Raw genomic sequence first — 26,925 nt, 5'->3', positions numbered from 1 at the left:
CCACGACTATTCCCCAAAGGAGCAAGTGAATGAAAACTCGTACGTTGAATCACCGCATCCGCCTCGCCTCATTAGCCCTGATTGCTGGTACTGGCGTTGCCGCTGGAAGTCTGGCCCATGCTCAAGATCAGGGCACTGTTAATCTTGCCTATGTTGAATGGTCGTCAGAAGTAGCGTCTACCAACGTAATGGCCGCTGTATTAGAACAGGCTGGTTTTGAGGTTGATCTAACCTCGCTTTCTGCAGCTGCCATGTTCCAGGCGCTTTCTTCAGGCGACGCCGATGGCATCGTTGCTGCTTGGCTACCCACTACCCATGCTGACTACATGGAACGTATAGGGGGTAACACGGAAGATCTCGGTGTGAACTTAGATGGCACCAAGCTGGGATTAGTAGTACCTGCTTATACAGATATTGACTCTATTGCTGACCTGAATGACAACGCCGACAACTTTAACGGCGAGATCATCGGTATTGACCCCGGTGCGGGCCTGATGGCACTTACCGAAGAAGTCATGGATACCTATGACCTCGGACTGCGGCTACGTAGCGGTAGTGGTGCCACCATGACTGCAGCGCTTTCAAGCGCTATTAATAATGAAGAAGATATAGTGGTAACCAGCTGGACACCTCATTGGATGTTTGCCCGTTTCGATGTGAAATATCTTGAAGACCCAGAAGGTGTATACGGCGGTGCCGAACAAATTCACACCGTGGTACGCCAAGGCCTTAAAGAAGATATGCCAGAAGCTTACGCCATTCTTGACGCCTTCAAATGGACACCTGAGCAGATGGGCGAAGTCATGCTGATGAATCAGGAAGATGGCAGTGACCCCTACGAAAATGCTAAGCAGTGGGTTCAAGACAACCAGGATGTAGTCGAACAGTGGCTTAACAACTAATATCGTATTGACTAGATAGTATTCATTGGTAGCAACTCACTTAGCTGAAGCTGCCTACAGCTTCAGCTAAGCCGTTTGGTATTTTTTCAACCAACATATGATTTTACTGACATGGCAAACCTATGTTAGAAAAGTCATACTAGGAGTGTGCTGTGTTTAAGAACATTATGGTGCCAGTCGATCTTGCTCATCTAGAAGTATTGGAGCCTGCCTTAAGCATCGTGGCAGACCTTGCTAAACAATATGATGCACATATCACCTATGTGAGCGTTACCGCTAACACACCGACAAGCGTTGCTCGCACTCCGCAAGAATACGAGCAAAAACTTGATGCTTTTGCCCAAAGCCGACACCAAGTTCACGGTCAACCTGTCAGCATCAAGGTGTATAGTTCAACGGACCCTGTTGCTAATGTAGACAAGCAACTCGTTGACGCTGTGGAAGAGACAGGCGCCGATCTGGTGATGATGGCAACGCACTTACCTCGCCATTTGGACATTATTATGCCCTCCCATGGCGGCAAAGTAGCTACTCACACAGATGCGTCTGTCTTCCTGATTCGAGTGCCCTAGTAAACACACTCTTGCATTTTTAAAAAAACCTGCTTTGATATTGCACGCTTAAAAACACGCGTTTTAATAATGATGGGAGCAACTTTGTGGATAAAAAGCCGCCAAATCGACCACCGGAAGAGCCAGAATCAGCGGGCATTCCCGCCCCTGACGGCCCGGCGAATCTGATAGATACCGATTACGTCATTGGCCAAGACAATATCACTACCAGTACGATGGGCGTAAACCTTGATCTACATGGCAAGGTTTTCACCATTTCATCTATCTTAGTGCTGCTGTTTGTAATATTGACGCTCGCTTTGCAGGACACCATTGCGCCGATTTACGATGCTGTCTTTAGCTTCTTGACTGGCAACCTAGCTTGGTTTTTTATTCTAGCTGCCAATGTATTCGTTATTCTCTGCCTTGGTTTGATCATCTCACCACTGGGTAAAATTCGAATTGGTGGTGCTGACGCCAAACCCGACTTCACCTATGTGGGCTGGTTCTCAATGCTATTTGCCGCGGGCATGGGCATTGGCCTAATGTTCTTTGGCGTTAACGAGCCGCTGACCCATTTTGGCACCTCCTTCGATGGAGGAAGCTGGGCACCGCTAGCAGGCGCCGAAGGTGATGCTGCAGGTGCCGCCGCGCTGGGCATGGCAGCCACTATTTTTCACTGGGGCCTACACCCCTGGGCAATTTATGCGGTAGTGGCACTATCACTTGCTCTGTTTTCGTTTAATAAGGGCTTGCCGCTGTCTATGCGTTCGGTGTTCTACCCAATCTTAGGTGAGCGAGTTTGGGGCTGGCCGGGGCATCTAATCGATATTCTGGCTGTCTTTGCTACGTTATTTGGTTTGGCGACGTCACTTGGTTTGGGCGCGACCCAGGCAGCAGCAGGTTTGACTTACCTGTTTGGCGCACCGGAAAGCGATATCACGATGATTCTACTTATCATCGGCATCACGATTATCGCTATTTGTTCAATTCTAGCCGGTGTCGATAAAGGTGTTCAGCTACTCTCAAAAATCAACATTGCCATGGCGGCAGTACTGTTATTCTTTGTTATTGCTGTTGGCCCAACGCTGCTTATCGCGACAGGTTTCTTTGAAAACCTGCTGAACTATTTCGTTCATCTTCCAGCGCTGTCTAATCCGTTTGGCCGTGAAGACGCCAACTTTAGCCAAGGCTGGACGGCCTTCTACTGGGCTTGGTGGATCTCCTGGTCACCGTACGTCGGTATGTTTATCGCACGGGTATCCCGTGGCCGTACTGTTCGCGAGTTCTTAGTATCGGTACTGCTCGTACCTTCGGTTATATCGGTACTCTGGATGACCACCTTTGGCGGCACCGCCATTGACCAGTACGTTAGCCAAGGTATTGAAGCCGTACGTAACGCGGGCGTGGATCTGCAACTGTTCATGATGCTTGAACAGCTGCCGCTGTCACAAATCACCTCGTTTGTTGCGATTTTGCTGGTCATTATTTTCTTTGTGACCTCCTCTGATTCTGGATCACTGGTTATCGACTCCATTACCGCTGGCGGCAAGGTGGATGCACCGAAGCCACAGCGTGTATTCTGGGCGATTATTGAAGGAGCTATCGCCATTGCGTTGTTGCTTGGCGGCGGTTTAACCGCACTGCAAACCATGGCGGTTTCTACCGGTTTCCCGTTCACTATCATCTTGCTGGTGGCATGTTATGCCATTATCAAAGGGCTGATGAGCGAACCTAAAGCGGTATGATATAAATCGCTAACCATTGCACTGAATCACAAACGGGCAGCCAAATGGCTGCCCGTTTGCGTTAATCGATATTGCTTTGCTCAAACCCAAATATCTTTCAACCGTGTCTCAGGTGTGTAGTGATGACTAATCTGAGCTTGCAATAACTCTGCTGTTGCCAGTGCATCGATCAGTGCATGATGGCCTTGATAGACAGGTAAGCCATAGCGTTCTCGGCTAGCATTTAGCCGAATCGAAACAGGTGGACGCCCTAGCCAGCGGCTAAACCGTGCCAACATCGTTTGACGATGCATACGCGCTTCAAGCGACATAGTATCAATCATCGGGAATATCACCCCTTCTCCTCGTCGCGCTTTCACGGCAGCATCGAGAAATGGGCGTTCGATATTGCGAAAATGCACCACTACCAATCGCCCCGCCAGCACCTCTAACAGCTCGTCCAGCACGGCGTCCAAGTCAGGTGCGGTGGCAATTTCTGAGTGAGTAATGTGGTGGTAAGCAATAGACGCCTCATCCAAGGGCCGAGGAGGTTTCAAAACCCAGTAACGACGCTGAGCAAGCGGAATGCGATCTAACGTGAAAGGCACGACACCAATGCTGACAATTGCATGGCGGCGCTCGTCTAACCCCGTTGTCTCCATATCTAAAGCCGCCATCGGCACTTGCGCGATAGGGGTATCAGAGTCAGGTAACGGCGTCGCAAAAAATTTCCTAAGCGCACTATCATGGGCTTGTTCAGCACGCTTAGCCATATAGTCTAGCCAGTTAGCTTTAACGACTTTTTGGCGGAGCCGGATTCCATGCATGTTACCGTCCCTGCCGCTGCGCGGGCACTGGATAACGAAATTTCAAGAACTTCTGTGCATTGCTTAGTACTTGAAAAGCATCTTTAAGCGTATGGCGCTCGCTATCCTCAACATTTTCTGGCTCGATATTGTTATCAGGAAAACGGTCTTCCTGCAGATCAATCACTTGATGACGAATCCGCGACATGCATAGAAACTCAAGCGCATAGCTAAGCTTATCGCTAACGCCCGTCGCCAGCAGTTGAGTATTGCTAATATCGTTTAAGCGCTGGAACGAGTTTTGCGCTTTAGACCCACAGGCCAACGCATGTACCCTAATAAGGTCAACCATAGGGGCAGTACCACGCCGTTTTAGGTTGATAGAGTTGTTGTGTTTTCCGTCTTTTTCCATCACAAACGTGCGAAAAAATCCAAGCGGTGGTGTTCGATTCAGCGCATTACGGGCCATAGCTGCTAAAAACAGTGGCGATTTTGGCGCCGTTTGGGCAATCAAATCCTGAAGCGCTTCAACAAAATGGTCTTCGCCGTAAATGCTGTCTAAATCGAAGAAAATCGAACTATGGAGCAATCGTTCAGGGGTTGGGTTCGCCATCCAGTCCTGGAAATAGCGCTTCCAAATATGCAACGGCTGGCGCCATTGACGATTAGTTGCCATCACGTCGCCTTTGCAGTAAGTATAACCGCAGGCATCTAGGCCATCGCTTACAAAGGCTGCTAACGCGTGAAAGTAGTCGTCATGCTCATCGGGGTTAAAATCGTCTGACAAGATCAGTGCATTATCCTGGTCAGTGACAATACTTTGTTCATTGCGCGCCATTGAGCCGTTAACCATGAAACAGTAAGGCACGGGTGGTGGCCCTAGCGCTTCTTCGGCAAGCTCTAGCAGCCGCCGCGTAAAGCTTCGCCCAATGGTCGACAAGGCGCTTCCTACCATCTGCGAATTAGCACCTTCTTGCACCATTCTTACAAAGGCAGCACGAACATCGGGGGCGAGTTTCGCTAACCCCTGAGCACTCGATTGGTTGAAGATATTGCTTACCAGATAGAGCCCACTTTGCGTCTCGTAACGAATAATATCGGAAAGGTGAACAACACCAACTGGGCGTTGGCGGTAGAGCACCGGTAAGTGGTGAACATTGTTGCGCAGCATCGTTAGCATGGCCTCGTAAACCGATGCATCCGACTGAATGGTGATTAAGCGTTCGGAAACCACTTCCCCAATGGCCGTTTGTGCTGACAGGTTTTCAGCTACTACTCGTGTACGGAAATCGCTGTCCGTGAGAATGCCACACATTTGCCAGGTTTTGCCTTCGCTATCCTGAAAGCTGTAACGCGGATTGTTGCTGCCCTCATTAATCACCAGCACTGCGGATGCCTGAGCCTCATTCACTTGCTTAGCGGCTTGCTGGACCGTAGTGGTGGACTCAACCATGACGGGGTAACGCGTGACTAACTTGCGTATCCGCGTAACCATCATGTCATTCGATTTTTTCTGCTGCTCTGCGGCGGTTTCTAAGCGGGGACGCTCAAGCTCGACGAAATCGGCAAAGTCATCATCTTCTTCGCAAAGCCGCTGAAAGACGGCGTTAGGGATAAAATAAATCAGCGTATCTTCGATCGCCTTAGCCGGTAAGCGAACCTTGTGGTTTCGCAGCAGGCTAAAATGTCCAAAGATATCTCCTTCACCCAACCGGTTATACAGCTCTCCTTGGCGGCGATAAACTTCTACTGCGCCACTGCGAATATAACAAAGCTCTTTGAGCGTATCGTCAAACCTTAATATATCGCTCCCCGTTTTGTAGTAGCGCACTTGAACGTGCTCGGCGATGGCGTCTAGCAACTCATCCGATAAGCCGTCAAAGGGGGGAAACTGCCCCATATGCTGGCGTATTTCTAACAGTTCAACATCCATACGATCTCCTGCACTTAGCGCGGCAGCATTATCAATAGGATTAGTCTGTCTCGGTTCGCATGCACCGTAAACCCTAAGGTAAAAAATGAAGGGTTAACAAACGCTAAAAAAAGCCCAGCGTGAATACGCTGGGCTTTGGGGAGTCACAGATTGACGGCAGAGTGACAGAGTACTTCGCAGGTTAAGGAAAATCTGTCACTATTTGCAACACTATCTGATTAAAACCATTTATGACTGGGTAGCCATTTCCTGAACACGCTGCATCATTTCAGGATCTTGCTGAATTGACTGACCAATAGCGTTAAAGGTATCAACATCAAGACCGCTATCTTCAACGACTTCAATCATGCGGTCGTTGGCTTCAGCGCGTACTTCCTGTTGAGCAGTTTCATCTTCAGTTTCCTGCAGACGCTGAGTGTACTCTTGAGAGAGCACGGCAATTTCTTGAGCAGCATCGGCGAACTGCTGTAACTGCTGATCGGAGAAATCTTGGGCCGGCGCTTGCTGGGTAGCCATCGGATCCTGAGCAGGGTCTTGGGTTTGCTGAGCATGTGCGGTGCCAGCCAGTAGACCAGTAGCGAGAAGAGCAGCAGAGAACAAAGCAGTTATGCGTTGCATAGTGAGAAACCTCATTGATGCGTTATGAATGTGCCCCATGTGACGAGTTGTTGAGACACAGGTTCAATTTATTGCGTAAAAAAAAGTAACCAAAAAAACAGAAAGTAGTATTACCAAGTAAAAACACTCTTCACTACGAGGAAATATACCCATTAACATCAACAATTTGAAAGGCATAAACAAGGCTTCCTTAGGCCTTGCCGCAATGCCAGGGCTATTTGTTTTGCTTTGGAGCACGGGATTCATTGGCGCAAAATTTGGCCTGCCCTACGCAGAACCATTCACCTTTTTGTTTATTCGTTTCGTGCTCACGCTCATGCTGCTTATTCCGCTGACGTGGTTAATGCGCATTGCGTGGCCTTCATCACCCGTTCTTTGGTTACATATAGGCGTTTCAGGGCTGTTGGTACACGGCACTTATTTAGGTGGGGTCTTTTACGGTATTTATTTGGGCATGCCTGCCGGGCTAGCCGCATTATTGGTTGGCCTGCAGCCGTTGCTGACAGCAGCCTGTGCCGGCCCGCTATTGGGGGAACGTTTAACCAGCCGCCAGTGGTTGGGGCTACTGCTTGGCCTTGTGGGTATCTGTCTTGTATTAGGCAGCAAGCTAGAGTTCGGCACATCGATTTTCGCTGGATTTGGCCTTGGTGCGTTGGTCAGCGTGATGGCAGCCTTGGTGGGCATTTCACTAGGTACGCTTTATCAGAAACGTTACTGCACCAGTATGCCGCTTCTCTCTGGGGCGGTTATTCAGTATATGGCGGCAGGGATGCTGCTGGGTATTGGGTCACTTATCTTTGAAACCCGTCAGGTCGAATGGAGCATGACCTTTGCGCTTACATTAGGTTGGCTGGTACTCATCCTGTCTATTGCCGCTATCCTGCTATTGATGGCATTGATAAAGAAAGGCGAAGCATCCCGCGTTGCCAGCTTATTTTATCTAGTGCCACCGGTTACTGCCCTTCAAGCGTGGTGGCTTTTCGACGAGCGCCTGCCCTTGCTCGGGCTGGCAGGCATGGTAATTGCCATTGCAGGTGTGGTCATGGTGGTACGTAAACCTAGTAGCAAAGAAAAAGCGTAAGGCGTTACGGTCGGTCTAGGTTGCAAACAATTAGGCTACAAACGATTTTGGTTATAAACAATTTGGGTTATAAACGCTCTAGGTAGTTAACACCGCCTAGATTTTGCATTTGCTGTCGGATCCATTGGCTGCGGCGCTCTACTTGAGCGTCGGGACGGGACGCGCTGCGATTACGCGGACTGGGAAGAATAGCCGCTAGCAGGCTTGCTTGCCGTTCGGTCAAGGCACTGCCAGAGGCGCCAAAATAGTGCCCCGCAGCCGCTTCTAGCCCAAAAACACCGGTATCCCACTCAGCAACGTTTAAATAAACTTCTAAAATCCGCTGCTTGTCCCACATGAGTTCTATTAGCAGAGTAAACCACGCCTCTAGCCCCTTTCGAGCCCAGCTGCGGCCACTCCACAAAAAGACATTTTTAGCGGTCTGCTGGCTCAGTGTACTCGCACCGCGTAGACGCGCACCGTCACGGCTCGCCTCCCATGCACGGCGCATTTCCACTAAATCAAAGCCTCTGTGCTGCGGGAAACGTTGGTCTTCCGCGGCAATCACCGCCAATTTTGCATTACTTGAAAGCTCGTCCCAATGGCGCCATTGGCGCTGAATACGTATCGGTTCACTGGTAACCCAGCTCTGCACTTTACGCTCGACCATCACCATAGACCCTGGAGGCGGCACGAAGCGAAAGAGCAACACCAACGCAACGGAAAGAACAACAAAGGCCAGCGCGCTACGCCAGATAAGACGCCATATAAAACGAAGAAAGCGGCGCAACGCCCGATTAAACATTCCAGTATCCTTAGCGCTTCATGAGGTGTTCTGCATGATAGCGCAAATGCTCCTCGATGAACGAGGCGATAAAGAAGTAACTATGATCGTAGCCTGGCTGGCGGCGCAATGTCAGCGGGTGATCATGCTCTTCACACACAGCCTCTAAGCGTTCCGGCATTAGTTGCTCATCCAGGAACTGGTCGGCCTCGCCTTGATCGATAAATAGCCGTTGCCGGGAAGCACCGTTAGCCACTAGCTCACAGGCATCATACTGACGCCAACGCGACTGGTCGTCGCCCAAATAGTGGGTGAATGCTTTTTGTCCCCAGGGGCAGTTCATGGGGTTAACGATAGGCGCAAAAGCAGAAACTGAACGGAAGCGGCCAGGATGACGTAGCGCGAGGATAAGCGCGCCGTGCCCGCCCATGGAATGCCCACTGATCGATTCACGTCCATTCACCGGGAAGTGCTGGCGCACCACCGAAGGCAGCTCTTCAATCACGTAGTCATACATGCGGTAATTCGATTTCCAGGGGGCTTGAGTGGCATTCACATAAAACCCAGCGCCCGACCCTAGATCATAACTTTCATGCTCACCGGGAAGCTCTGTTCCGCGCGGGCTGGTATCGGGGCAAACAATCGCCACCCCAAGTTCCGCTGCGATACGGTGCGCGCCTGCTTTCTGCATGAAATTTTCGTCGTTACAGGTTAGACCTGACAACCACCAAAGCAGCGGTACTCGCTCGTTCTCTGCCTGCGGCGGCAGGTAAACCGCGAACACCATGTCGCAATCCAGCGCCCGGGAGTAGTGGCGGTAGCGCTTGTGCCAGCCACCAAAACTGCGGTTGGCAGACACCAGTTCTAAAGTTTCACTCATGCTCATGGGCAGGCTCCTTAAAAAGATGAAAACGCGGTGGGTTTCCCCTGCCGCGCTCATTTACCCTATTACCAATGATACTCAGTAATGCAGCACGGTACGAATGCTCTTACCTGCATGAAGCAAATCGAAGGCTTCATTAATGTTCTCAAACGGCATGTCGTGGGTAATAAAGTCGTCGATATTCAACTCGCCATTCATATAGCGTTCGACGTAACCCGGTAACTCGCTACGCCCTTTAACACCGCCAAACGCGGAGCCTTTCCAAACGCGCCCAGTCACCAGTTGGAAGGGACGTGTAGCGATTTCTTCACCAGCGCCTGCCACACCGATAATGATCGACTCACCCCATCCTTTGTGGCAGCACTCAAGGGCCGAGCGCATCACATTAACATTGCCGATACACTCAAAGGAGTAATCAACGCCGCCGTCAGTCATATCAACAATTACCTGCTGAATCGGGTCGCTGTAGTCTTTCGGGTTGACGAAGTCGGTGGCGCCAAACTGCTTGGCCAATTCAAATTTATCAGGGTTTACATCGATGGCAATAATCTTCGCGGCTTTTGCCATTACCGCCCCTTGGATAACCGCCAAGCCAATCGCGCCCAAGCCAAAAACGGCGATGGTGGAGCCTGGCTCTACTTTTGCCGTATTCAGCACTGCGCCGATACCCGTGGTTACGCCACAGCCCAATAGACAAATCTTATCCATGGGCGCCTCTTTGGAAACCACCGCGAGCGATACTTCCGGCAACACGGTGTACTCGCTAAAGGTCGACGTGCCCATATAGTGGTGCAGCATTTTGCCATCTAGCGAAAAACGCGAGGTGCCATCAGGCATCACCCCTTTCCCCTGGGTAGCGCGCACGCTGCCACACAGGTTAGTTTTACCCGAAAGGCAGAATTTACATTTCCCGCACTCTGCGGTGTACAGGGGAATAACATGATCACCCGGCTTAACGCTGGTAACACCCTCGCCTACCTCTTGCACCACGCCGGCACCTTCATGGCCCAACACAGCAGGGAAATTACCTTCAGGGTCAGCCCCAGAAAGCGTATAGGCATCAGTATGGCAGACACTCGTCGCTGCCATCTTGACCAGCACTTCGCCCGCCTTCGGGCCTTCCACATCAATCTCGACTAATTCCAGCGGTTTACCCGCTTCGAGTGCTACGGCGGCACGTGATTTCATCTAGGCATCTCCTTAACGGTCACATAAGAGTTGAATAGTTGCAGTGTAGGCCAGCTAGGCGAGCAGGATAAAGCGGGATACACTCATAAGATTATTGCCATTGAGCAACAATCAAACATTACTAAAGGATCGTACGTGCAACGCTGGGACCGAATTGAAGCGTTTGTCGAGGTGGTAAGGCTGGGGACTTTTACGGCTGCCGCACGCCATTTGAAAGTATCAACATCGCACATCAGCCGCATGGTGAGTCAGCTAGAAAACCAGCTGGGCGTTCAGCTTTTATACCGAACAACACGGCAAATTCGCTTAACCGATGCCGGGGCCATCTACGTTGATCACTGTCGACATCTCTTTGATGGCCTGCGTGATGCCGAGCAAGCGATCAGCGAGCTTCAGGCAAATCCACGTGGGCTACTGAAGCTGACATCCGCGACGACCTTCGGTGAGCGCTACATCGCACCACTCGTCAATGACTTTCAGTGCCTACACCCACACCTCGAGGTGCATATGCACTTCACTAATCGCCCCGTAGAAGTTATTGAAGAAGGCTACGATATTGCCATTCGGATGGGGGTACTCAAAGACTCAAGCCTGATTGCTCGGCGGCTATGCGAACGGCGGGAGTATGTCGTAGGGTCGCGGGCTTACTTCCGCCAGGCCCCCAGACCCCACACGTTATCGGAGCTAAGCCAACACCGCTGCCTGATGGGTTCACGCCCCAACTGGTTGTTTGAAGTTAACGGTCAGCGCCGCGAAGTTAAGGTAGAAGGCTGCTGGAGCGGCAACTCTGGACCCGCGCTGCTTGACGCCGCACTAAAAGGTCTGGGGCTTGCCCAACTGCCGGACTACTACGTCGCCCCTTATCTTGCTAGCGGTGAGCTGGTGTCCGTTTTGGAGCCTTTCCAACACAACGACACGGCGGTGTGGGCGGTGTACCCTCGCCATCGCCACCTATCACCTAAAATACGCCAGCTCGTCGATTATTTGGTGGCCAACATTGACGCGACGTTGCCGCCACGCCCATCTGCCTAACACTCGTCTACCTAACACTCGATAGCGTTAACAGCCAACCCACCTTGAACGCTGTAAGCTTTTTCATCGTATAACGCGATGGCATAATGCAATAAGCCCGCCGTTCTGAGAACGGCGGGCTTATTGATCATGGTGACAACTATTGGTTGACCACTTTTTTCTTTACCACTTACTATTGACTTTCCACCATTCACACTTGCTATTCACTGCTTGCTATTAAAGCTACTCGCAAGCGCTAACAGATCACTCGTCGAGGAACGAGCGCAGCGGCTCAGAACGACTCGGATGACGTAGCTTGCGCAGCGCCTTCGCTTCGATCTGACGAATCCGCTCGCGAGTAACATCAAACTGCTTACCCACTTCTTCTAGCGTGTGGTCGGTATTCATATCAATACCGAAGCGCATGCGTAGCACTTTGGCTTCACGGGCGGTTAAGCCGCCAAGGACGTTGCGCGTCGCCTCAATTAAGCCTTCGCCAGTCGCCATATCGATCGGCAACAGCATGGTGCCGTCTTCGATAAAGTCGCCCAAGTGCGAATCGTCGTCGTCGCCAATCGGCGTCTCCATGGAGATCGGCTCTTTGGCAATTTTTAACACCTTACGCACTTTGTCTTCCGGCATTTCCAGGCGTTCACCCAGTTCTTCCGGCGTCGGCTCGCGGCCCATTTCCTGCAACATCTGACGAGAAACACGATTGAGTTTATTAATTGTCTCAATCATGTGTACCGGAATACGAATAGTGCGCGCTTGGTCTGCAATCGAACGGGTAATCGCCTGACGAATCCACCACGTGGCGTAAGTCGAGAACTTGTAGCCGCGGCGATATTCGAACTTATCAACCGCCTTCATCAGACCAATGTTGCCCTCTTGAATTAGATCCAAGAACTGCAGACCACGGTTGGTGTACTTCTTAGCGATCGAAATCACCAGACGCAGGTTAGCCTCAACCATCTCTTTCTTGGCACGGCGCGCTTTCGCCTCGCCGATAGAAAGCTTGCGGTTAACCTCTTTGAGATCGGCAACGGTAAGCTGCACCATGTCTTCTTCAAAGGCAATTTTGCGCTGTGAGCGAGCAATATCAGCGCGCAGCGGTTCAAGGCGATCCGCGTACTTGGGCTGCGCTTCCTGGAAAGAGTCCAACCATTTTGGATTTGACTCGTACCCAGGGAACGACTTGATAAACGTTTTGCGCGGCACCTTAGCTTTCTTCACGCACAGCTGCATAACCGCTTTTTCTTGGGCACGCACTTGCTCAACACTAATACGCACTTGACCGACCAAGCGCTCAAAATGCTTTGGCACCAGCTTGATTGGCGAAAACAGTTCAGCTAGACGCGCTTGCTCACTTTTAAGCTCAGCGCTACCACGACCATGTTTTGCAAATACGGCTTCAACAGCGGCATTCTGTTCACGGATCTGCTCGAAACGAGCTTTTGCTTCTTCCGGATCAGGGCCACCTTCACTGGCAGTGCTGTCATCGTCCTCGTCTTCGTCGCTATCGATATCATCATCGGTTAGCTCAGGTTCCGCTTCGGGTTCAGGCACTTCGGCTTCAGCAACGCCCGGGATCCCTTCATCCGGATCGATAAAGCCAGAGAACAAGTCGGACAAGCGACCAGGCGCTTCTTCATCCTGCGTGGCGTCATAAGCGTCGAGAATGGAATTAACGGCACCGGGCAGATACGCCAGCGCTGACATGACTTCTCGGGTACCTTCTTCAATCCGCTTAGCGATTTCAATCTCGCCCTCGCGGGTTAGAAGTTCAACCGTACCCATCTCGCGCATGTACATGCGCACAGGGTCGGTAGTGCGACCGACGTCGCTTTCCACAGCGGCGAGTGCCGCAACGGCCTCTTCCGCCGCGGACTCGTCCGTGGAATGATCCGACATCATCAAAGTGTCTTCATCTGGCGCTTCTTCAACGACACTAATACCCATGTCGTTAATCATGCCAATGATGTCTTCCACTTGATCCGGGTCGGCGATATCCTCGGGTAGATGGTCGTTGACCTCGGCATAGGTCAGGTAACCCTGCTCCTTACCGCGCGCGATCAACTCCTTCAGACGCGACTGCTGCTGCGCATTTCCAGCCATAGAAACCCTATCTCGACGAAGAGGAATGAAACACCTGGGGCGCTGAATCGATTAAACTCAACAAGCCGAACAGTATAGCGTAAATAGCAGGAATTTTTCCAGCGAAACATATTTGCGCGGTCATTCAGGTGTGTTAGGTTGTTTGGTTAGGCCAGCGCCTGGCGACTGACCTATATGTGGTGCCAACGTTAGGTAAATTCAACCCTAGCGCTCAAAACTCTATTTCCAGGCCCTGATCTTTAGAAAGGCCGACGTTACAAAGCTCGCCTAGCGTCGTTGGACGAGTTCCATGACTAAGCTTGCCAAACGTTGCTGCTGCGCCTTATCTAGCTTTTTCCCTGAACGTTCTAAATCCAGTAGCGCCTGATACTCCTCTTGAGGCGAGCGCTTGCGCTGAACCTCCACTAGATGTTCCACCAGCCCTGTCAACTCTGCTTCCCGGGTACTCTTGGGAATCAGCAACTCCCGTGCCGCCAGCTCAGTCAACACCTGTCCTTCATGGCTGCCTTGAAAGTGTGCTAGCACCACTTGCGGGCTGCGATAGCGCCCTGCGCGCAGCAGCTTAATTAAGTCACGGCACAGCGGTGTTTCTTCACTCTCCGGCAACCAATCTAAAGCGTCCGGCAGTGACGTCACCAGGCGAGGCTCGTGTAGCAATAGCTGCACGATACGCCCAACGGTCGAGAGCACTTGCAGGCGACGCGGCTGAGAACGCCCTTGTCGTGGCGTTTTACTGGAAGCCTTGGCGCTGACCGGCCGCGCTTCATGATGCTCAAACGACATCATGTCAGGCGACTCAACTTGCTCCCAGTGCACGACCTCTTGCGAAGACGCCCTCTGTGCTTCTTTTTGCGCGCTGGCAGCCGCTCGTTTATCAAGCAGCGCTTTCAGCTGCGCTTGAGCTAACCCGCTGCGCTTAGCTAAGGCCTCCAGCAGTAACGATTTGAGCATGCCTTCAGGCACTTTGTTCAATGCTTCAAGCACCTGACTTGCAAACCGCTCTCGTCCTTCCACGGTATTCAGGTCACGCCCCTTGGCTGCCTGCTCAAAAAGAAACTCGGATAACGGCATCGCACAAGTAGCGCGATCCTTAAATGCGTCACTGCCCTCTCGGCGCACCAAGGTATCCGGGTCATCGCCTTCTGGCAAAAACAGAAAACGTGCTTCACGACCATCAATCATCTGCGGCAGTGCAGTTTCTAACGCACGGCTGGCGGCTTGTCGCCCTGCACGGTCACCGTCAAAACAAAATACTACCCGGCTAACTAAACGAAATAGTCGGCTTAAGTGATCTTCTGTCGTAGCAGTCCCTAGCGTTGCGACTGCGTCATTGATGCCATACTGCGCTAGCGCCACTACATCCATGTAGCCTTCAACAATAACAAGCTGTTCAAGCTTGCTTGAGGCTTGACGGGCTTCATACAACCCATAAAGCTCACGCCCCTTATGAAAGACAGGCGTTTCGGGCGAATTCAGGTATTTAGGCTGTTCATCACCCATTACTCGACCGCCAAACGCAATGGTTCGGCCCCTTATATCCCGAATGGGAAACATCACTCGATCACGAAAGCGGTCATATGTCCGCCCTGTATCCTCACGATGAATTAATAAGCCGTACTCAACCTGAACGGGCTCACCAATACCTCGTGCGCTCAAGTGCTGTTTTAAGGCTTCCCACCCCCCCGGCGCATAGCCAATACCATAAGTACTGACAACCTCTTGCGACAACCCGCGCTCTTGCAGATAGCGCTGCGCATCTTGCCCCTCCTGCATTTTTAGCCGTTCTCGGTAAAAACTGGCAGCAAGTTCAAGAAGATTGACGCCCTCTTTGCGCTTTTTTTCGCGCTGCTGGGCACGCGGATCGTCAGCACCTTCCCGGGGAACATCTAGCGCTAAGCGGCTAGCCAACTGCTCAACCGCATCGGGAAAGGGCAGTTTGTCGTACTCCATTAGAAAGCGTAGCGCATTACCGTGAGCACCACACCCAAAGCAGTGATAAAACTGCTTGTCAGCACTGACCGTGAACGATGGTGTTTTCTCTTGGTGAAAAGGACACAGCCCAGAATAGTTACGCCCGGCTTTTTTAAGCTGCACACGTTCACCAACCACCTCGACCACATCAACGCGGTCTAATAGGTCATCAATAAAACGCTGTGGAATCTGGCCTGCCATGGACTGCGGGCATCCTCGCGCAAAGCGCCAACTCACATGCTTAGCGTCATCTGGCATAAGTGCCAGATCACCATAAGCAGCGATGAATCAAAACAAAAACAAACGGCCACCTAGTGGCGGCCGCTTGGCATCCCTCTTGAGGCGACCAGCTAGTTGCTCCGGCCTCCTCGGGTACGGATCAATAGAGCCGTTCGAAACGCTTTTGCTCACGCTGAATCTTCTTGGCGTGGCGTTTTACGGCAGCTGCCGCTTTGCGTTTACGCTCAGCAGTCGGCTTCTCATAGTGCTCGCGGCGACGTACTTCAGAAAGAACACCGGCTTTTTCGCAAGAACGCTTGAAGCGACGCAGGGCGACGTCAAACGGCTCGTTATCACGTACTTTTACAGAAGGCATTAAGCACTCACCTACCTTAAGGAGTCTTGAGTTCGGATAGTACGTACACGTTTAAGATACAGTGTACGACCCAGTTTTACAGCGCAGATTAGTCTAGTCTTGGTTGGCGATCTTTGCAAATGCTTACGCGCCTTAAGCATGAGAATGCTAAACTAGGCTGCTAATTAGCAGTGCTGTTTTTTTACCTGACACTTTTCAACCTACAACGAGTTCTTCTGCTATGCGCGTACTGGGCATTGAAACGTCTTGCGATGAAACGGGCGTCGCGATTTACGATACGTCGCACACAGGTGGCAGCGGCCTGCTCGCCGACGCGCTGTATAGTCAAATTGCCATGCACGCCGAATATGGCGGCGTGGTGCCTGAGCTTGCCTCTCGGGACCATACACGCAAGCTATTGCCGCTAATCGAGCAAGTGCTGCGCGATGCCAAACTGACACGCAGTGATCTAGACGGCATTGCGTACACCGCGGGCCCAGGGTTAGTAGGCGCTCTCATGGTTGGAGCCAGTACGGCACACGGCATGGCGCGCGCCCTGGATATTCCAGTGCTTGGCGTACACCATATGGAAGGCCATCTATTGGCTCCTATGCTGGAAGATAACGCCCCAGACTTCCCTTTCGTCGCTTTGCTAGTCTCTGGCGGGCACACTCAGCTTGTCGAAGTACAGGCACTTGGGCATTACCAATTACTTGGCGAATCAGTCGATGATGCCGCTGGCGAGGCTTTCGACAAAGCGGCCAAAATGCTAGGACTTGCCTATCCTGGCGGCCCTCACGTTGCTAAGCTTGCCGAACAAGGTGATCCAAAACGATTCCGCTTTCCACGCCCCATGACCGACCGCCCTGGCCTGGACTTCAGCTTTTCCGGTTTGAAAACCCACACGCTGACCGCTATTCGCCAGTTAGACGCTGCTGGCGAGCTAGACAGCCAAGCTAAAGCAGATGTGGCAAGAGCATTTGAAGAAGCTGTGGTCGATACGTTGGTGATCAAATGCCGCCGTGCATTAGATCAAACCGGGTTAAAGCGTTTGGTGGTAGCGGGGGGCGTCAGTGCCAACCAACGCCTGCGCGAACGCCTAGCGATTGAAACCGAGAAACGCAATGCGCGCGCTTATTACCCGCGTGGGCGCTTTTGCACCGACAACGGCGCAATGATCGCTTATGTAGGTGCCCAAAGACTGGCGGCGGGCGAGCACGATGAAAGCGGAATTATGAAGGCTACACCACGCTGGCCGCTGGACACCTTAACGCCTACTTAACAACCAGTTAACAACTACTTAACAACTACTTAATATCTATTTAACAACTACCTATCCGCGCAGATGTGGCTCTTCTCCTCGGCGTAGGCGGCGAATATTCAAACCATGGCGAACGAGCACCAACAGGCTGAATCCACTCACGACCACAACATACTCAGGTGCTAGCCAGACGCAAGCCAGCGGTGCAACCAAGGCACTAACAAGCGACGCCGCTGCTGCCATGCGCAGTCGCCAGGCAAGCAGCATCCAGCACACGGCGCTCAATAGCGCCACACTGGGCACCAATATCAGCAGCACACCAAACGCACTGGCAACCGATTTGCCGCCGCGAAACCGATGCCACAGCGGATAACTGTGGCCCAGCAGAACGGCCAAGCCAACTGCGCCCTGTAGCCAAACAGGCAGCCCCAGCAACTTGGCTGCCAGCACTGCTGGCGCCCCTTTTAACGCATCCAGCAGCAGTGTGGCGACTGCTAAACGCGGCCCGTAAAGACGCAGTACGTTTGAAAACCCAGGGTTACACGATCCGCAATAGCGCGGATCGGGAACGCCAGCAAGTCGGCAGACGCTCAGCGCCGCTAGCCAGCTTCCGCTTAAGTAGCCCACCACGATCCATATCATGCTGTTCACCACCTTGGGCCCTACCCAGCTTTAAACTGAACCAACTGTCGTTTCGCGCTATCCTCAAGTACAATCGCCCGCTTGTTGACGCTAGGGGAAAACCTGTGGATCGCATTTTGATCGAAGCGCTGGCAGTAGACACCGTCATCGGTGTTTACGACTGGGAGCGCACTATTGTTCAGTCTCTACGCTTAGACTTATCGCTTGCAACGGACATCCGTCCCGCTGCTGCTGCCGATGATTTGCGCCTAACGCTTGACTATGCAGCCATTTGCCAGCGAATTCAGCGCTTTGCTGACGAGAACCAATTTGCTCTTGTCGAGACTTTTGCCGAGCGCCTAGCGGAATGCTTACAGCAGGAGTTTTCCATTATCTGGCTGCGCCTTACCGTACGCAAACCCAGTGCCGTACCACAAGCCGCTAGCGTCGGTCTTGAAATCACCCGCGGCACCCTTCCATGAGCTTGGTTACTCTCAGTTTAGGCAGCAATATCGATCCCGATACCCATATTCGCTTATGCCTAGATGCGCTTGAAGATACGTTTGGCCCTCTTCAAATATCACGAATCTTTGAAAGCGAGCCGGTAGGGTTTAACGATCATCGCAACTTTTACAACCTTGTAGTTGCATTTGATAGCGACTGGTCGGTGGGCGAGCTTCAAGCATGGTCTAAACAACTTGAGATTGCCCATGGGCGCACCCCTGATATGGCTAAGTGCAGCCCGCGAGCATTGGATATTGACCTGCTCACGGTGGGGAACATTTGCGGAATTATCGACAGTGTTACCCTGCCTCGAGAGGAAATTACCCTCAACGCCTTCGTTCTACAGCCATTAGCCGAGCTGCTACCCGATCAGCACCATCCCACCCATGGTTTGTCTTACGCTGCACTATGGCAGCATTTTAATATGGGCAGTCAACGTTTATGGGCCATCGATTTTTATTGGCATGGTCGTTGGGTTTCCAAGGCCGATCCCGCGCCAAGAAAGGCGTCAGCTCGCTGATCAAAGCTCGCCATTGGCGCCTAGCGCTGATTAAACAATGCACTCGCTACTGCCTGCTGCCGACATTCACGCAACGCCTTACCTAAGGCTGCACCGCGATATCCCTCGCGCAACAGCACTTGAGGGTCAACGCACTGTGCGGCATGCCACGCGCGGCTCAGCGGCTCAACCGTTTTCTCTGATAAATGCTTGATGAGTTGTAATTGCGCATTGACCTGCACGGGCTTTCGCCAACCATCCAAACGCTCTAGCCAATGTAAAACGCGTTCGTCGGTTAACGACGCAGCCACTACGTCCATGCTCAACGCCACATGGCGCGCAAGCTGTGTTACCGCGTTGGGCAAACGTAATCTTACGGCCAGCGCTTCACGCTGAGCGTCATTCAATACCGACACCAGCAACGCATAGCGCCAATGTGCAAGCGGAAGTGAGCTTTCGATAGCCACCTGCGCGACTCCCTCTAGCGCCATTGCCTTAAACGCGCGCTCCAATACAGCCTCATCCGCCAGCTCGGGCCACCAGGCATTCAACGCCTCGCAATCGTTCAAGGCAGCGAAATAACGGTCAGGGTTTGGTTCACCCAGCGCTTTTTCGGTTTCTACCCACACGCGCTCGGCAGCAAGGTGGCTAAGCTCTCCACTGCGGCTTACGTCATGCATTAGTTGGAGGGTTTCAGGCGCAATGGCAAACCCTAAATGCGCATAACGAGCAAGAAAACGTGCAGTGCGAAGTACCCGTAAGGGGTCTTCACTAAATGCTGAGGACACATGCCGTAATAGTCGCTGCTCGATATCCCGCTGACCATTAAAAGGGTCGGTCAACACACCATCACAGCGCTGCGCAATCGCGTTGATGGTTAGATCACGTCTTGAAAGGTCTTCTTCCAAGGTCACATCAGGGCTTGCATATACGTCAAAACCGCCATAGCCGTGGCCAGACTTTCTCTCGGTACGCGCTAGCGCATACTCTTCGGCAGTATCAGGATGCAGGAACACCGGGAAATCGCGCCCCACCGGCTTGAAGCCCCGCTGCTGCATAGCTTCTGGCGTGGCACCGACCACTACCCAGTCATTATCGACCACCGGCCAACCTAATAGCGTATCGCGAACTGCTCCGCCGACACGATAAACATCAAGCCCTTTGGTTTTCGAATCTACTTGAAACACGGCTGCCGCCCTTAGTCTTAATCTAACGTGTCTTAATCTAACGTGTCTTAATCTAACGTGTCTCAACGTCCCGATTGACGACTAGGGACGCTGGTGCGCTCACCCGATTCGAGATTGAGCGCGGTTAATGAACCACCCCATACGCAACCAGTATCTAGCGCCTCAACCTTTATCTTTGCGTTTGGGGTGCGGCCTTCTAGTGCGGCCCAGTGTCCGAACAACAGCTGAAGGGCATCCTCTCGGGGGTGCTGAAACCAAGGAGTGAACCCATCAGGAGCGCTTTCCAATCCTTCTTTGGCGGCAAAATCCAGCCGACCATTGGTGTCGATAAAGCGCATGCGGGTAAAGACATTGACGAGACAGCGCAAACGTTCAATGCCTTCCAACTCGTCGTGGAATTGGTCAGGCTGATTACCAAATAACCGCGTTAAAAACTCTCCTGAACGCTCACTAAGCAAGGCCGCTTGAACTTCATGGCTGAACGATACCGACTGTTCAGCGCGCCACGTGGGCAACACGCCCGCATGGGTCATCAAGGTATTGTTTTCATAAATTGCTAATGGCTGGCTTTGCAGCCAATCCAATAGCTTTTCGCGCTGTGGAGCAGCAAGAATATCGCTAAGCGTGTCATTTTTTTTCAGCTTGCCGCCGCCACGAGCGACCACCAACAGATGAAAATCGTGATTACCCAGCACGCATTGGGCAGCGCTACCTAACGCCTGCACTTCCTGCAAACAGGCAAGCGACCCAGGGCCACGGTTGACTAGGTCACCGACTAGCCAGAGTGTATCGTTGGCTGGATTGAAGCTAAGCTGCTCTAGCAAACTGACAAACTCGGCATGACAGCCGTGCAGATCACCAATAACATAGGTGCTCATGGCTACCCCTTTTTGAGAATGGTCAATGAAGCTGGCGCGCCACCGCTAGCCTGAAAGGCGCAATAGGCACATCAAACGCGCGCTGGGTAGCGGTATTAAGCAGCGTATAAGCACCTTCCATGACGCCTACCGGCGTTTGCAAAATAGCCCGACTGGTGTAGCGAAAACGCTGCCCTGGGCCAATTAACGGCTGCTGGCCCACTACCCCTTTGCCACGCACCTCTTGGCTATCGCCGTTACCTTGGGTAATTTTCCAGTAGCGCGCCATAAGCTGTACGCTGTGAGGGCTCTGGTTGTGCACCGTTACGGTGTAACTAAATACAAAGCGCGACTCACTGTCGCTTGATTCGCCAGCACAGTACTCAGGCGCGACGCTAACCTCAATGGCTAAACCACTCACGCGTCGTCACTCCCCTCACCAATAAGCGCTTCGTCGGCAGCCACTTGGTTGGCAATCGTTACGTACTCCGCAACCGTCAAGGTTTGCGGACGCCGTGCAGGATCAATGCCTAGCGCTTCTAATGTTTCGGCGCTCACCCTACCTTTCAGGTTATTGCGCAGCGTTTTGCGTCGCTGACCAAAGGCCAGCTTGACCAGTTCAAACAGCAGCACTGGGTCGTCTGCGGTTTGGGGTAAGCTTTCATGAGGGGTAAGCCTAACAATGGCGGAATCAACTTTTGGCCTGGGAACAAAGGCTTCTGGCGGTACGATAAACAGTTGATCAACATGGCAGTAATACTGCGCCATCACCGACAGACGCCCCCAGTCAGTGCTGCCTGGCTCAGCAGCTAAGCGCTCAACGACCTCTTTTTGCAGCATAAAGTGCATATCGGCAATCGCATTGCCCATGGTTAACAGATGAACTATTAACGGCGTTGAGATGTTGTAAGGCAGATTACCGACGACTCGCAGGGCAGGACCGTCACCTTGTAGCGCGGCGAAATCAAACTTCAGCGCGTCACCTTCATGAATAACGAAGTCAGGATAATTAAAAAACTGCACCCTCAAGCCAGGAATAAGATCACGGTCTAGTTCAATGACTTCAAGTTTTCCAGTCGCCTCTAATAACGGAGCGGTGAGCGCGCCTTGCCCAGGGCCAATTTCGACGAGTCGGTCGCTTTCGCGAGGTCCAATAGCACGGACAATACGCGAAATGATGCCGAGGTCACGCAGAAAGTTTTGACCAAAGCGTTTACGAGCACGGTGCTGCTGAGGCACTTGAGACATCTAACAGTGTTCCTTGGAGGGTTGATTCATGAAGCAACTAAGGCATTGGCACGCTGAGTGGTAAGTCGCCTTGCTAGCGCTAGGGCAACGCCTAAACTATTGGGGTCAGCAGTACCGTGGCCCGCTAAGCTGAGCGCGGTACCGTGGTCGACCGAGGTACGTACCAACGGCAAGCCAAGGGTAATGTTGGCCGCCTGACCAAAGCCTGCGTATTTTAGCACTGCCAGCCCTTGGTCATGATACATCGCCAGCACCGCATCAACGCCCGCTAAATGGCGCGGCGTAAAAAGCGTATCGGCAGGCAGCGGGCCTTGAATATCCAGACCTTCAGCACGCAGCGCCTTCAAAGCAGGGATAATAACATCGAGTTCTTCACGTCCTAAATGGCCATCTTCCCCGGCATGGGGATTTAGCCCACACACTGCAATGCGCGGGGCCATAATCCCAAACTGGTTCTTAAGATCAGTCGCGAGCAATCGACTAATACGCGTAATTTTGTCATGGGTAACCGCATCTGCCACGTCTCGCAGCGGTAGGTGTGTGGTGACAAGCGCGACGCGTAGATCACTACTGCCCTGCCAACGACTCGACTGGGCGTGCAGCGCCTGGTCAGTGGCTAACAACATCACAACCTCATCAACACCACAGGCATCGCGCAGCCATTCGGTGTGACCCGTAAAGCGGGGGAAGCCACCTTCGATAATCACCCCTTTATGAAGCGGCGCGGTAACCATTGCCGCAGCATGCCCATGCAGACAGGCGTCTACAGCGATTTGCAGCGTCTCTAGCACATAGCTTGCATTGGCGGGGTTGAGCATGCCGGGATGTGCTGGCTCTCGAAGCGCAGCGGGCCACACAACCAAACGCTTTGGCGAGGAAACCTCCCCGCTTCCAGGGGTAGCTTCTACCATATCAAGGTGCAACCCGAGCAGCGCCGCGCGCTGGCTCAGCAGCTCCGTATCGCCAATGACCACCGTATTATTTAATTGACCATTGGCGGCCAGCATCAACGTAATCTCTGGCCCAATACCCGCGGGTTCTCCGGTAGTAATCAGCAGTGGTGCGCTATTATTCATTGGGATGGCTCATTAAAGGCGAATATCGACGAAAGCCTGCTCACGCATTTCACGCTGCCATGTCTGCAGTTCTTCGTTAGCACGGCGCTGGAAAATGGCTTCGCGAACCTGCTCACGGCGGCTTTCTTCAGTCACGTCCTGACGGCGGCGCTCAAGCACTTCAATCACGTGGTAGCCAAACTGAGAACGTACGGGCTCAGAAAGTTGATTAGCACTCAATGTCCCCATTGCCTCTTCAAAGGCCGGTACCGTTTGTCCTGGGCGCACCCAACCAAGTTCGCCGCCATTCATGGCACTGCCACGGTCGTCACTAAACTCACGCGCAACGGAGGCAAAGTCTGCACCTTGTTGTAAACGCTGACGAGCCTGCTCAGCGCGAGCACGGGCCTGGTTTTCATTTTGTGTCGGCGTTAACTCCACTAGCACGTGACGGGCTCGCACTTCTTCAATAAATGCCTGACCTTGTTGAGAGGGCTGTTGGTTCAAGAAGCGCTCAACGTCGCGATCAGTCACGGTGACACGCTGACTAATTTGACGCTGCTGAACCTGACGCATTAGCATTTCGCGACGTACTTCCTCGCGCACGTCGGCCAGGGCCATGCCGTCTGCTTCCACGTTATCGGCAAACTCATCTAGCGTCATACCATTAGACTCGGCGATGGTACGTAACTGGCGATTAAGCTCCGTGTCGTCAACGCTAAGATTGGCTTGGCGAGCCATCTGGAGCTGGATTTCATCCATCACCATGCGCTCTAGCACCTGCTGAGCCAGTTCGCCACGGGGCGGCAAGTTACCGCCTTGAGCTTGCGCCTGCTGCTCCACCTGGGCGATGCGGCTATTAAGCTCACTACGCATAATGACGCCGTCATTAACGACAGCCACAACGCTGTCCAGCATTTGCCGCTGGGCCGATTCGAAATTTTGTGCGTGAACCGACAGCGGTGCAAGCGCAGCACTCGTTCCAAGGCAAAGTGCCATCATGCCGCCAGCAGAAAGCAGTTTTGCCTGCTTTTTCAAGCCATTGGTCAGCAGGGTCTTTCTGGTAGTCATAAAGAATCTCTTTCAGTCAGTCGCCATTTAACAAAAACGTTATAGGGGCGTTGGACGGTAGCCAGGAATGGCTTGTTCAAAGTAGCCGTCAGCCTGTTGGCCAACGCCACCAAGGCCTCGGAATACAAAGCGTAAGAATAACCCGCGGTCGTTGAAGTCATCACCCACGCGAGCGGTGTCGTTATCGTCTACCCATTCACGCCATACCAGTTGTAAACCGTAGCAGCAGTCGTTCCACTGAACACCGGCCAACTGCTCAAGCGCACGGTCATTGGTTTGATCGTGCAGGTAGCGGCCAATCAAATCAATTCTTGGGCTGGCTTTCCAAGCAAGTGACAGGTCCCACTCTTCTCGGCTGTAATCTCTAAAGCCATCATCGCCTGGTATAACACCCGGGTCGAAACCTTCGATCTCCCAACGGTAGCCAAGGTTCACTACATGGCCGGCAGGATGACGATAACGTGCATCAACGCTGGAGCGTTCGGTCTGCTCACGCTGGTCGTCGTATAACCATTCATACCCCGCACTCCACCGATCATTAATCTGCCAGTCGAGACGCGTCACCAACGGAGAGCGATCACGAGTAGCCTGATAGCGGCTTAGCGGGTTCACGTTTGGATCATCTTCCGGGCGAGCAGGCAGCGTATCGGGATCGCCTTCACTATCGATGCGGCGCTCGGAAAAATAAACGCTTTGCCCCACTCCAAAGGTCAACCGATCCCGTCCAGAGGCGTCTTCAATAAAGCGAGATTGTACGCCCAGCGACACGCGATTAAGGTCACCTAAGCGATCGGCACCTGAGAAGCGATGAGCCGACCATAGCTGATCCCAGGAAAACGCTCGCTCGCGGCTGTCAAAATCAGGCAGTTGCGTTTGGTTAGTGCGCGGGACGTAAGCGTAGTTCAAACGTGGCTCAAGGGTTTGGCGATAGTCTCTACCGCGCAGTTCAAGCTCACGCTCAAAAACAAGGCCACTATCAATCGATGTGACCGCCGCACTGCGGCTGGGAGACGTTCCCCGGTCAGTAACGCGATCGCCATAGTCCAGCGCATAGGCGGTATGCCATAACTCGGTACGCGGCTCGATATAACCCCAGGGCTGCTCAAACCGCCAACCAATAGCTGGCGTAAGATGAAGACGCGACCCGACCGCGGCTTCGCGCTCCGGTACCCGGCGCTCATCTACATCACGCCAAAAATAAGTCGCGTTAGAGCGCCATTGTGTGTAAATACCGCTGCCTAACTGCCAATCAGAGCTGGCAGTCAAACTTGGCAAACGGTAAAAAGGCTTGTCGGAATCACTTAGCGGATCTTCCAAACGTTGGAAGCCTTGGGCGCGTGCATCTAGCTGCCAACGCTCACCGCGGTAATCTATCCGAGCCAACCGCTCCATACTAGCGCGTTCACTGTTGCCAAACTCACCACCAAAATCATCGAAATAGCGCCCATCACTGGCGGCGCCATAACGTAATTGGTAATCACTGCGAGGCGTTAGTGTCCCGATATGCTGTGTATCGATGTACCAGCGGTCATTCCCTTCGAAGCGGTTATCGCCATTGTTACTGCCGTCATCGCTACTGATATATCCACCTTCTACTGTGCCTCGACTCGCTTCCAGCAGATAGCGGTACTCACCGTTGAGCAACAGCCCACGGTTCGACATCCAGCGCGGCGTAATAGTGGCATCGTGATTTGGCGCTATGTTCCAGTAAAAGGGCTGTGCATAGTCAAACCCCTCATTGGAAAAGCTAACGGAAGGCGACAAAAACCCGCTATGGCGGCGGTCGTCAATGGGGAAGCGCAACCAGGGCCAATAAAAAATTGGCACGTCTTTAACTTCTAAACGTGCATGTCGCGCGGTGCCAAACCCTTCAGCTTGATTCAGCTTTATATCGCTACTAACGAGCTGCCAGCTATTCGTGTCTGGGTCGCACGTGGTAAATGAAGCATTTCGCAGGCGATATTGCTCATCGCCGGTTTGCTCTAACTGGCTGGCCTGCCCTCGTAAATGCTGTTCGTAAAGCACGAAGTGGCTATTGCTTAACGAGGCCCGATCATCATTGAACATCAGAGTGGCTTGTTCACCACGCACCAACGCCCGGCCATCACGTATGGCTAAATTGCCTTCTGCGTCTACTCGCTGGCGGTCCGCGGGCAAATACATCTGGGCCGCCTGCAGCTCTGTGTTTCCACGACGCAGCACAACATCACCGCGCAGAAACGCTTCACCATCTGCGGCATAATCGACTTCCTGAGTCTCCACCGACAAGGTTTCGGGGTTATCTTCCGCTGGCAGGCGGTAGTCAGGCATCACATAGCGCCCTCGACACAGCTGGTGCGGGGCTTCATCTTGGTTCCAGGCCTGCCAGTCGAGCGCCTCGGCAGGCAGCGTCTGGCCTTGTGCCACTGCTGAAAAAGAGGCGCCAGCGAGCAAACTGCCCAACAGCGTGTGCGCAACCGTTACGGTACGCGAGATTCGCTTGCCCATGTTCGTTATCCT

The 26,925-nt window shown here is 52.7% G+C and carries 25 protein-coding genes; 8 read left to right on the top strand and 17 right to left on the bottom strand.

What is annotated here, in order from left to right:
- The first annotated feature begins 29 nt into the window (after positions 1-29).
- From ELY33_RS16875 to ELY33_RS16865, 3 genes are all read left to right on the top strand, one after another.
- The gene (locus tag ELY33_RS16875) at positions 30-902 is read left to right on the top strand and encodes a glycine betaine ABC transporter substrate-binding protein (protein WP_126949067.1); all 873 of its coding nucleotides are present in this window, start codon (positions 30-32) and stop codon (positions 900-902) included.
- Between the two features lie 152 nt (positions 903-1,054).
- Positions 1,055-1,474, top strand: coding sequence for a universal stress protein (locus tag ELY33_RS16870; protein WP_126949066.1), 420 nt, complete (start codon positions 1,055-1,057; stop codon positions 1,472-1,474).
- A gap of 86 nt (positions 1,475-1,560) precedes the next feature.
- Positions 1,561-3,201 carry a BCCT family transporter gene (locus tag ELY33_RS16865; RefSeq protein WP_126949065.1) on the top strand — a complete coding sequence of 547 codons (1,641 nt, stop codon included), beginning with the start codon at positions 1,561-1,563 and terminating at the stop codon, positions 3,199-3,201.
- 80 nt (positions 3,202-3,281) lie between these two features.
- Here the strand turns inward: ELY33_RS16865 and ELY33_RS16860 are convergent, their stop codons facing one another.
- The 3 genes from ELY33_RS16860 to ELY33_RS16850 all read right to left on the bottom strand — a co-directional run bounded on the left by ELY33_RS16860 (position 3,282) and on the right by ELY33_RS16850 (position 6,537).
- Positions 3,282-4,007 carry a 3'-5' exonuclease gene (locus tag ELY33_RS16860; RefSeq protein ID WP_126949064.1) on the bottom strand — a complete coding sequence of 242 codons (726 nt, stop codon included), beginning with the start codon at positions 4,005-4,007 and terminating at the stop codon, positions 3,282-3,284.
- Between the two features lies 1 nt (position 4,008).
- Positions 4,009-5,919 (bottom strand): DUF294 nucleotidyltransferase-like domain-containing protein, encoded by a 1,911-nt coding sequence (locus ELY33_RS16855; RefSeq protein WP_126949063.1) that lies wholly within the window; start codon positions 5,917-5,919, stop codon positions 4,009-4,011.
- Between the two features lie 228 nt (positions 5,920-6,147).
- The gene (locus ELY33_RS16850; RefSeq protein ID WP_126949062.1) at positions 6,148-6,537 is read right to left on the bottom strand and encodes a DUF4168 domain-containing protein; all 390 of its coding nucleotides are present in this window, start codon (positions 6,535-6,537) and stop codon (positions 6,148-6,150) included.
- Between the two features lie 205 nt (positions 6,538-6,742).
- Between ELY33_RS16850 and ELY33_RS16845 the strand changes: the two genes are divergently transcribed.
- Positions 6,743-7,618, top strand: a complete 876-nt coding sequence (locus ELY33_RS16845) for a DMT family transporter (protein ID WP_126949061.1) — start codon at positions 6,743-6,745, stop codon at positions 7,616-7,618.
- Between the two features lie 67 nt (positions 7,619-7,685).
- Here the strand turns inward: ELY33_RS16845 and mtgA are convergent, their stop codons facing one another.
- The 3 genes from mtgA to ELY33_RS16830 form a co-directional block, all read right to left on the bottom strand.
- On the bottom strand, positions 7,686-8,402 hold the full coding sequence (gene mtgA / locus ELY33_RS16840) for a monofunctional biosynthetic peptidoglycan transglycosylase (protein WP_126949060.1): 717 nt from the start codon (positions 8,400-8,402) through the stop codon (positions 7,686-7,688).
- 10 nt (positions 8,403-8,412) lie between these two features.
- A complete protein-coding gene (fghA, locus tag ELY33_RS16835) occupies positions 8,413-9,267 on the bottom strand; it encodes an S-formylglutathione hydrolase (RefSeq protein WP_126949059.1) in 855 nt (284 codons plus the stop codon).
- A 75-nt stretch (positions 9,268-9,342) separates the two neighbouring features.
- On the bottom strand, positions 9,343-10,452 hold the full coding sequence (locus ELY33_RS16830; protein ID WP_126949058.1) for an S-(hydroxymethyl)glutathione dehydrogenase/class III alcohol dehydrogenase: 1,110 nt from the start codon (positions 10,450-10,452) through the stop codon (positions 9,343-9,345).
- A 135-nt stretch (positions 10,453-10,587) separates the two neighbouring features.
- Here ELY33_RS16830 and ELY33_RS16825 point away from each other — a divergent pair, with 135 nt between their 5' ends.
- The gene (locus ELY33_RS16825) at positions 10,588-11,484 is read left to right on the top strand and encodes a LysR family transcriptional regulator (RefSeq protein WP_126949057.1); all 897 of its coding nucleotides are present in this window, start codon (positions 10,588-10,590) and stop codon (positions 11,482-11,484) included.
- Positions 11,485-11,727: 243 nt separating this feature from the next.
- Here ELY33_RS16825 and rpoD read toward each other — a convergent pair whose 3' ends face one another.
- The 3 genes from rpoD to rpsU form a co-directional block, all read right to left on the bottom strand.
- Positions 11,728-13,578: an RNA polymerase sigma factor RpoD gene (gene rpoD / locus ELY33_RS16820; protein WP_126949056.1), complete on the bottom strand. Its 1,851-nt coding sequence runs from the start codon at positions 13,576-13,578 to the stop codon at positions 11,728-11,730.
- Positions 13,579-13,845: 267 nt separating this feature from the next.
- Positions 13,846-15,750, bottom strand: coding sequence for a DNA primase (gene dnaG / locus ELY33_RS16815; RefSeq protein WP_126949147.1), 1,905 nt, complete (start codon positions 15,748-15,750; stop codon positions 13,846-13,848).
- Positions 15,751-15,928: 178 nt separating this feature from the next.
- Positions 15,929-16,144 (bottom strand): 30S ribosomal protein S21, encoded by a 216-nt coding sequence (gene rpsU / locus ELY33_RS16810; protein ID WP_007113641.1) that lies wholly within the window; start codon positions 16,142-16,144, stop codon positions 15,929-15,931.
- 220 nt (positions 16,145-16,364) lie between these two features.
- On the opposite strand from rpsU, the gene tsaD reads away from it, so the two are divergent.
- Positions 16,365-17,405, top strand: coding sequence for a tRNA (adenosine(37)-N6)-threonylcarbamoyltransferase complex transferase subunit TsaD (gene tsaD / locus ELY33_RS16805; RefSeq protein ID WP_126949055.1), 1,041 nt, complete (start codon positions 16,365-16,367; stop codon positions 17,403-17,405).
- A gap of 51 nt (positions 17,406-17,456) precedes the next feature.
- On the opposite strand, the gene plsY is transcribed toward tsaD, so the two are convergent.
- Positions 17,457-18,026, bottom strand: a complete 570-nt coding sequence (plsY, locus tag ELY33_RS16800) for a glycerol-3-phosphate 1-O-acyltransferase PlsY (protein ID WP_126949054.1) — start codon at positions 18,024-18,026, stop codon at positions 17,457-17,459.
- 104 nt (positions 18,027-18,130) lie between these two features.
- Here plsY and folB point away from each other — a divergent pair, with 104 nt between their 5' ends.
- A complete protein-coding gene (gene folB, locus ELY33_RS16795) occupies positions 18,131-18,487 on the top strand; it encodes a dihydroneopterin aldolase (protein ID WP_126949053.1) in 357 nt (118 codons plus the stop codon).
- The gene (gene folK, locus ELY33_RS16790) at positions 18,484-19,029 is read left to right on the top strand and encodes a 2-amino-4-hydroxy-6-hydroxymethyldihydropteridine diphosphokinase (protein ID WP_126949052.1); all 546 of its coding nucleotides are present in this window, start codon (positions 18,484-18,486) and stop codon (positions 19,027-19,029) included. Before folB ends, folK begins: the two co-directional genes overlap by 4 nt.
- 20 nt (positions 19,030-19,049) lie before the next feature.
- Here folK and ELY33_RS16785 read toward each other — a convergent pair whose 3' ends face one another.
- From ELY33_RS16785 to ELY33_RS16755, 7 genes are all read right to left on the bottom strand, one after another.
- Positions 19,050-20,195 (bottom strand): tRNA nucleotidyltransferase/poly(A) polymerase-related protein, encoded by a 1,146-nt coding sequence (locus ELY33_RS16785; protein ID WP_126949051.1) that lies wholly within the window; start codon positions 20,193-20,195, stop codon positions 19,050-19,052.
- 62 nt (positions 20,196-20,257) lie between these two features.
- The gene (locus ELY33_RS16780; RefSeq protein ID WP_126949050.1) at positions 20,258-21,073 is read right to left on the bottom strand and encodes a symmetrical bis(5'-nucleosyl)-tetraphosphatase; all 816 of its coding nucleotides are present in this window, start codon (positions 21,071-21,073) and stop codon (positions 20,258-20,260) included.
- Positions 21,074-21,095: 22 nt separating this feature from the next.
- Positions 21,096-21,473 (bottom strand): Co2+/Mg2+ efflux protein ApaG, encoded by a 378-nt coding sequence (apaG, locus tag ELY33_RS16775; RefSeq protein ID WP_126949049.1) that lies wholly within the window; start codon positions 21,471-21,473, stop codon positions 21,096-21,098.
- Positions 21,470-22,300 (bottom strand): 16S rRNA (adenine(1518)-N(6)/adenine(1519)-N(6))-dimethyltransferase RsmA, encoded by an 831-nt coding sequence (gene rsmA, locus ELY33_RS16770; RefSeq protein WP_126949048.1) that lies wholly within the window; start codon positions 22,298-22,300, stop codon positions 21,470-21,472. Before rsmA ends, apaG begins: the two co-directional genes overlap by 4 nt.
- Before the next feature lie 26 nt (positions 22,301-22,326).
- Positions 22,327-23,376: a 4-hydroxythreonine-4-phosphate dehydrogenase PdxA gene (pdxA, locus tag ELY33_RS16765; RefSeq protein WP_126949047.1), complete on the bottom strand. Its 1,050-nt coding sequence runs from the start codon at positions 23,374-23,376 to the stop codon at positions 22,327-22,329.
- A gap of 12 nt (positions 23,377-23,388) precedes the next feature.
- Positions 23,389-24,426: a peptidylprolyl isomerase gene (locus tag ELY33_RS16760; RefSeq protein WP_126949046.1), complete on the bottom strand. Its 1,038-nt coding sequence runs from the start codon at positions 24,424-24,426 to the stop codon at positions 23,389-23,391.
- A 39-nt stretch (positions 24,427-24,465) separates the two neighbouring features.
- Positions 24,466-26,913 (bottom strand): LPS-assembly protein LptD, encoded by a 2,448-nt coding sequence (locus ELY33_RS16755; RefSeq protein WP_126949045.1) that lies wholly within the window; start codon positions 26,911-26,913, stop codon positions 24,466-24,468.
- Between the last annotated feature and the right edge of the window lie 12 nt (positions 26,914-26,925).

It is taken from the genome of Vreelandella andesensis, assembly GCF_003989795.1.
In the GTDB taxonomy this organism is placed as follows: domain Bacteria; phylum Pseudomonadota; class Gammaproteobacteria; order Pseudomonadales; family Halomonadaceae; genus Vreelandella; species Vreelandella andesensis.
This window is presented reverse-complemented; position numbering and strand designations above follow the sequence as displayed.

Excerpts from the sequence above, each read along its gene's own strand:
- ELY33_RS16875 (WP_126949067.1), top strand. The coding sequence starts at position 30 with ATGAAAACTCGTACGTTGAATCACCGCATCCGCCTCGCCTCATTAGCC.
- ELY33_RS16860 (WP_126949064.1), bottom strand. The coding sequence starts at position 4,007 with ATGCATGGAATCCGGCTCCGCCAAAAAGTCGTTAAAGCTAACTGGCTA.
- ELY33_RS16855 (WP_126949063.1), bottom strand. The coding sequence starts at position 5,919 with ATGGATGTTGAACTGTTAGAAATACGCCAGCATATGGGGCAGTTTCCC.
- ELY33_RS16850 (WP_126949062.1), bottom strand. The coding sequence starts at position 6,537 with ATGCAACGCATAACTGCTTTGTTCTCTGCTGCTCTTCTCGCTACTGGT.
- ELY33_RS16845 (WP_126949061.1), top strand. The coding sequence starts at position 6,743 with ATGCCAGGGCTATTTGTTTTGCTTTGGAGCACGGGATTCATTGGCGCA.
- mtgA (WP_126949060.1), bottom strand. The coding sequence starts at position 8,402 with ATGTTTAATCGGGCGTTGCGCCGCTTTCTTCGTTTTATATGGCGTCTT.
- fghA (WP_126949059.1), bottom strand. The coding sequence starts at position 9,267 with ATGAGCATGAGTGAAACTTTAGAACTGGTGTCTGCCAACCGCAGTTTT.
- ELY33_RS16830 (WP_126949058.1), bottom strand. The coding sequence starts at position 10,452 with ATGAAATCACGTGCCGCCGTAGCACTCGAAGCGGGTAAACCGCTGGAA.
- rpoD (WP_126949056.1), bottom strand. The coding sequence starts at position 13,578 with ATGGCTGGAAATGCGCAGCAGCAGTCGCGTCTGAAGGAGTTGATCGCG.
- dnaG (WP_126949147.1), bottom strand. The coding sequence starts at position 15,750 with ATGGCAGGCCAGATTCCACAGCGTTTTATTGATGACCTATTAGACCGC.
- rpsU (WP_007113641.1), bottom strand. The coding sequence starts at position 16,144 with ATGCCTTCTGTAAAAGTACGTGATAACGAGCCGTTTGACGTCGCCCTG.
- tsaD (WP_126949055.1), top strand. The coding sequence starts at position 16,365 with ATGCGCGTACTGGGCATTGAAACGTCTTGCGATGAAACGGGCGTCGCG.
- plsY (WP_126949054.1), bottom strand. The coding sequence starts at position 18,026 with ATGATATGGATCGTGGTGGGCTACTTAAGCGGAAGCTGGCTAGCGGCG.
- folK (WP_126949052.1), top strand. The coding sequence starts at position 18,484 with ATGAGCTTGGTTACTCTCAGTTTAGGCAGCAATATCGATCCCGATACC.
- ELY33_RS16780 (WP_126949050.1), bottom strand. The coding sequence starts at position 21,073 with ATGAGCACCTATGTTATTGGTGATCTGCACGGCTGTCATGCCGAGTTT.
- rsmA (WP_126949048.1), bottom strand. The coding sequence starts at position 22,300 with ATGTCTCAAGTGCCTCAGCAGCACCGTGCTCGTAAACGCTTTGGTCAA.
- pdxA (WP_126949047.1), bottom strand. The coding sequence starts at position 23,376 with ATGAATAATAGCGCACCACTGCTGATTACTACCGGAGAACCCGCGGGT.
- ELY33_RS16760 (WP_126949046.1), bottom strand. The coding sequence starts at position 24,426 with ATGACTACCAGAAAGACCCTGCTGACCAATGGCTTGAAAAAGCAGGCA.
- ELY33_RS16755 (WP_126949045.1), bottom strand. The coding sequence starts at position 26,913 with ATGGGCAAGCGAATCTCGCGTACCGTAACGGTTGCGCACACGCTGTTG.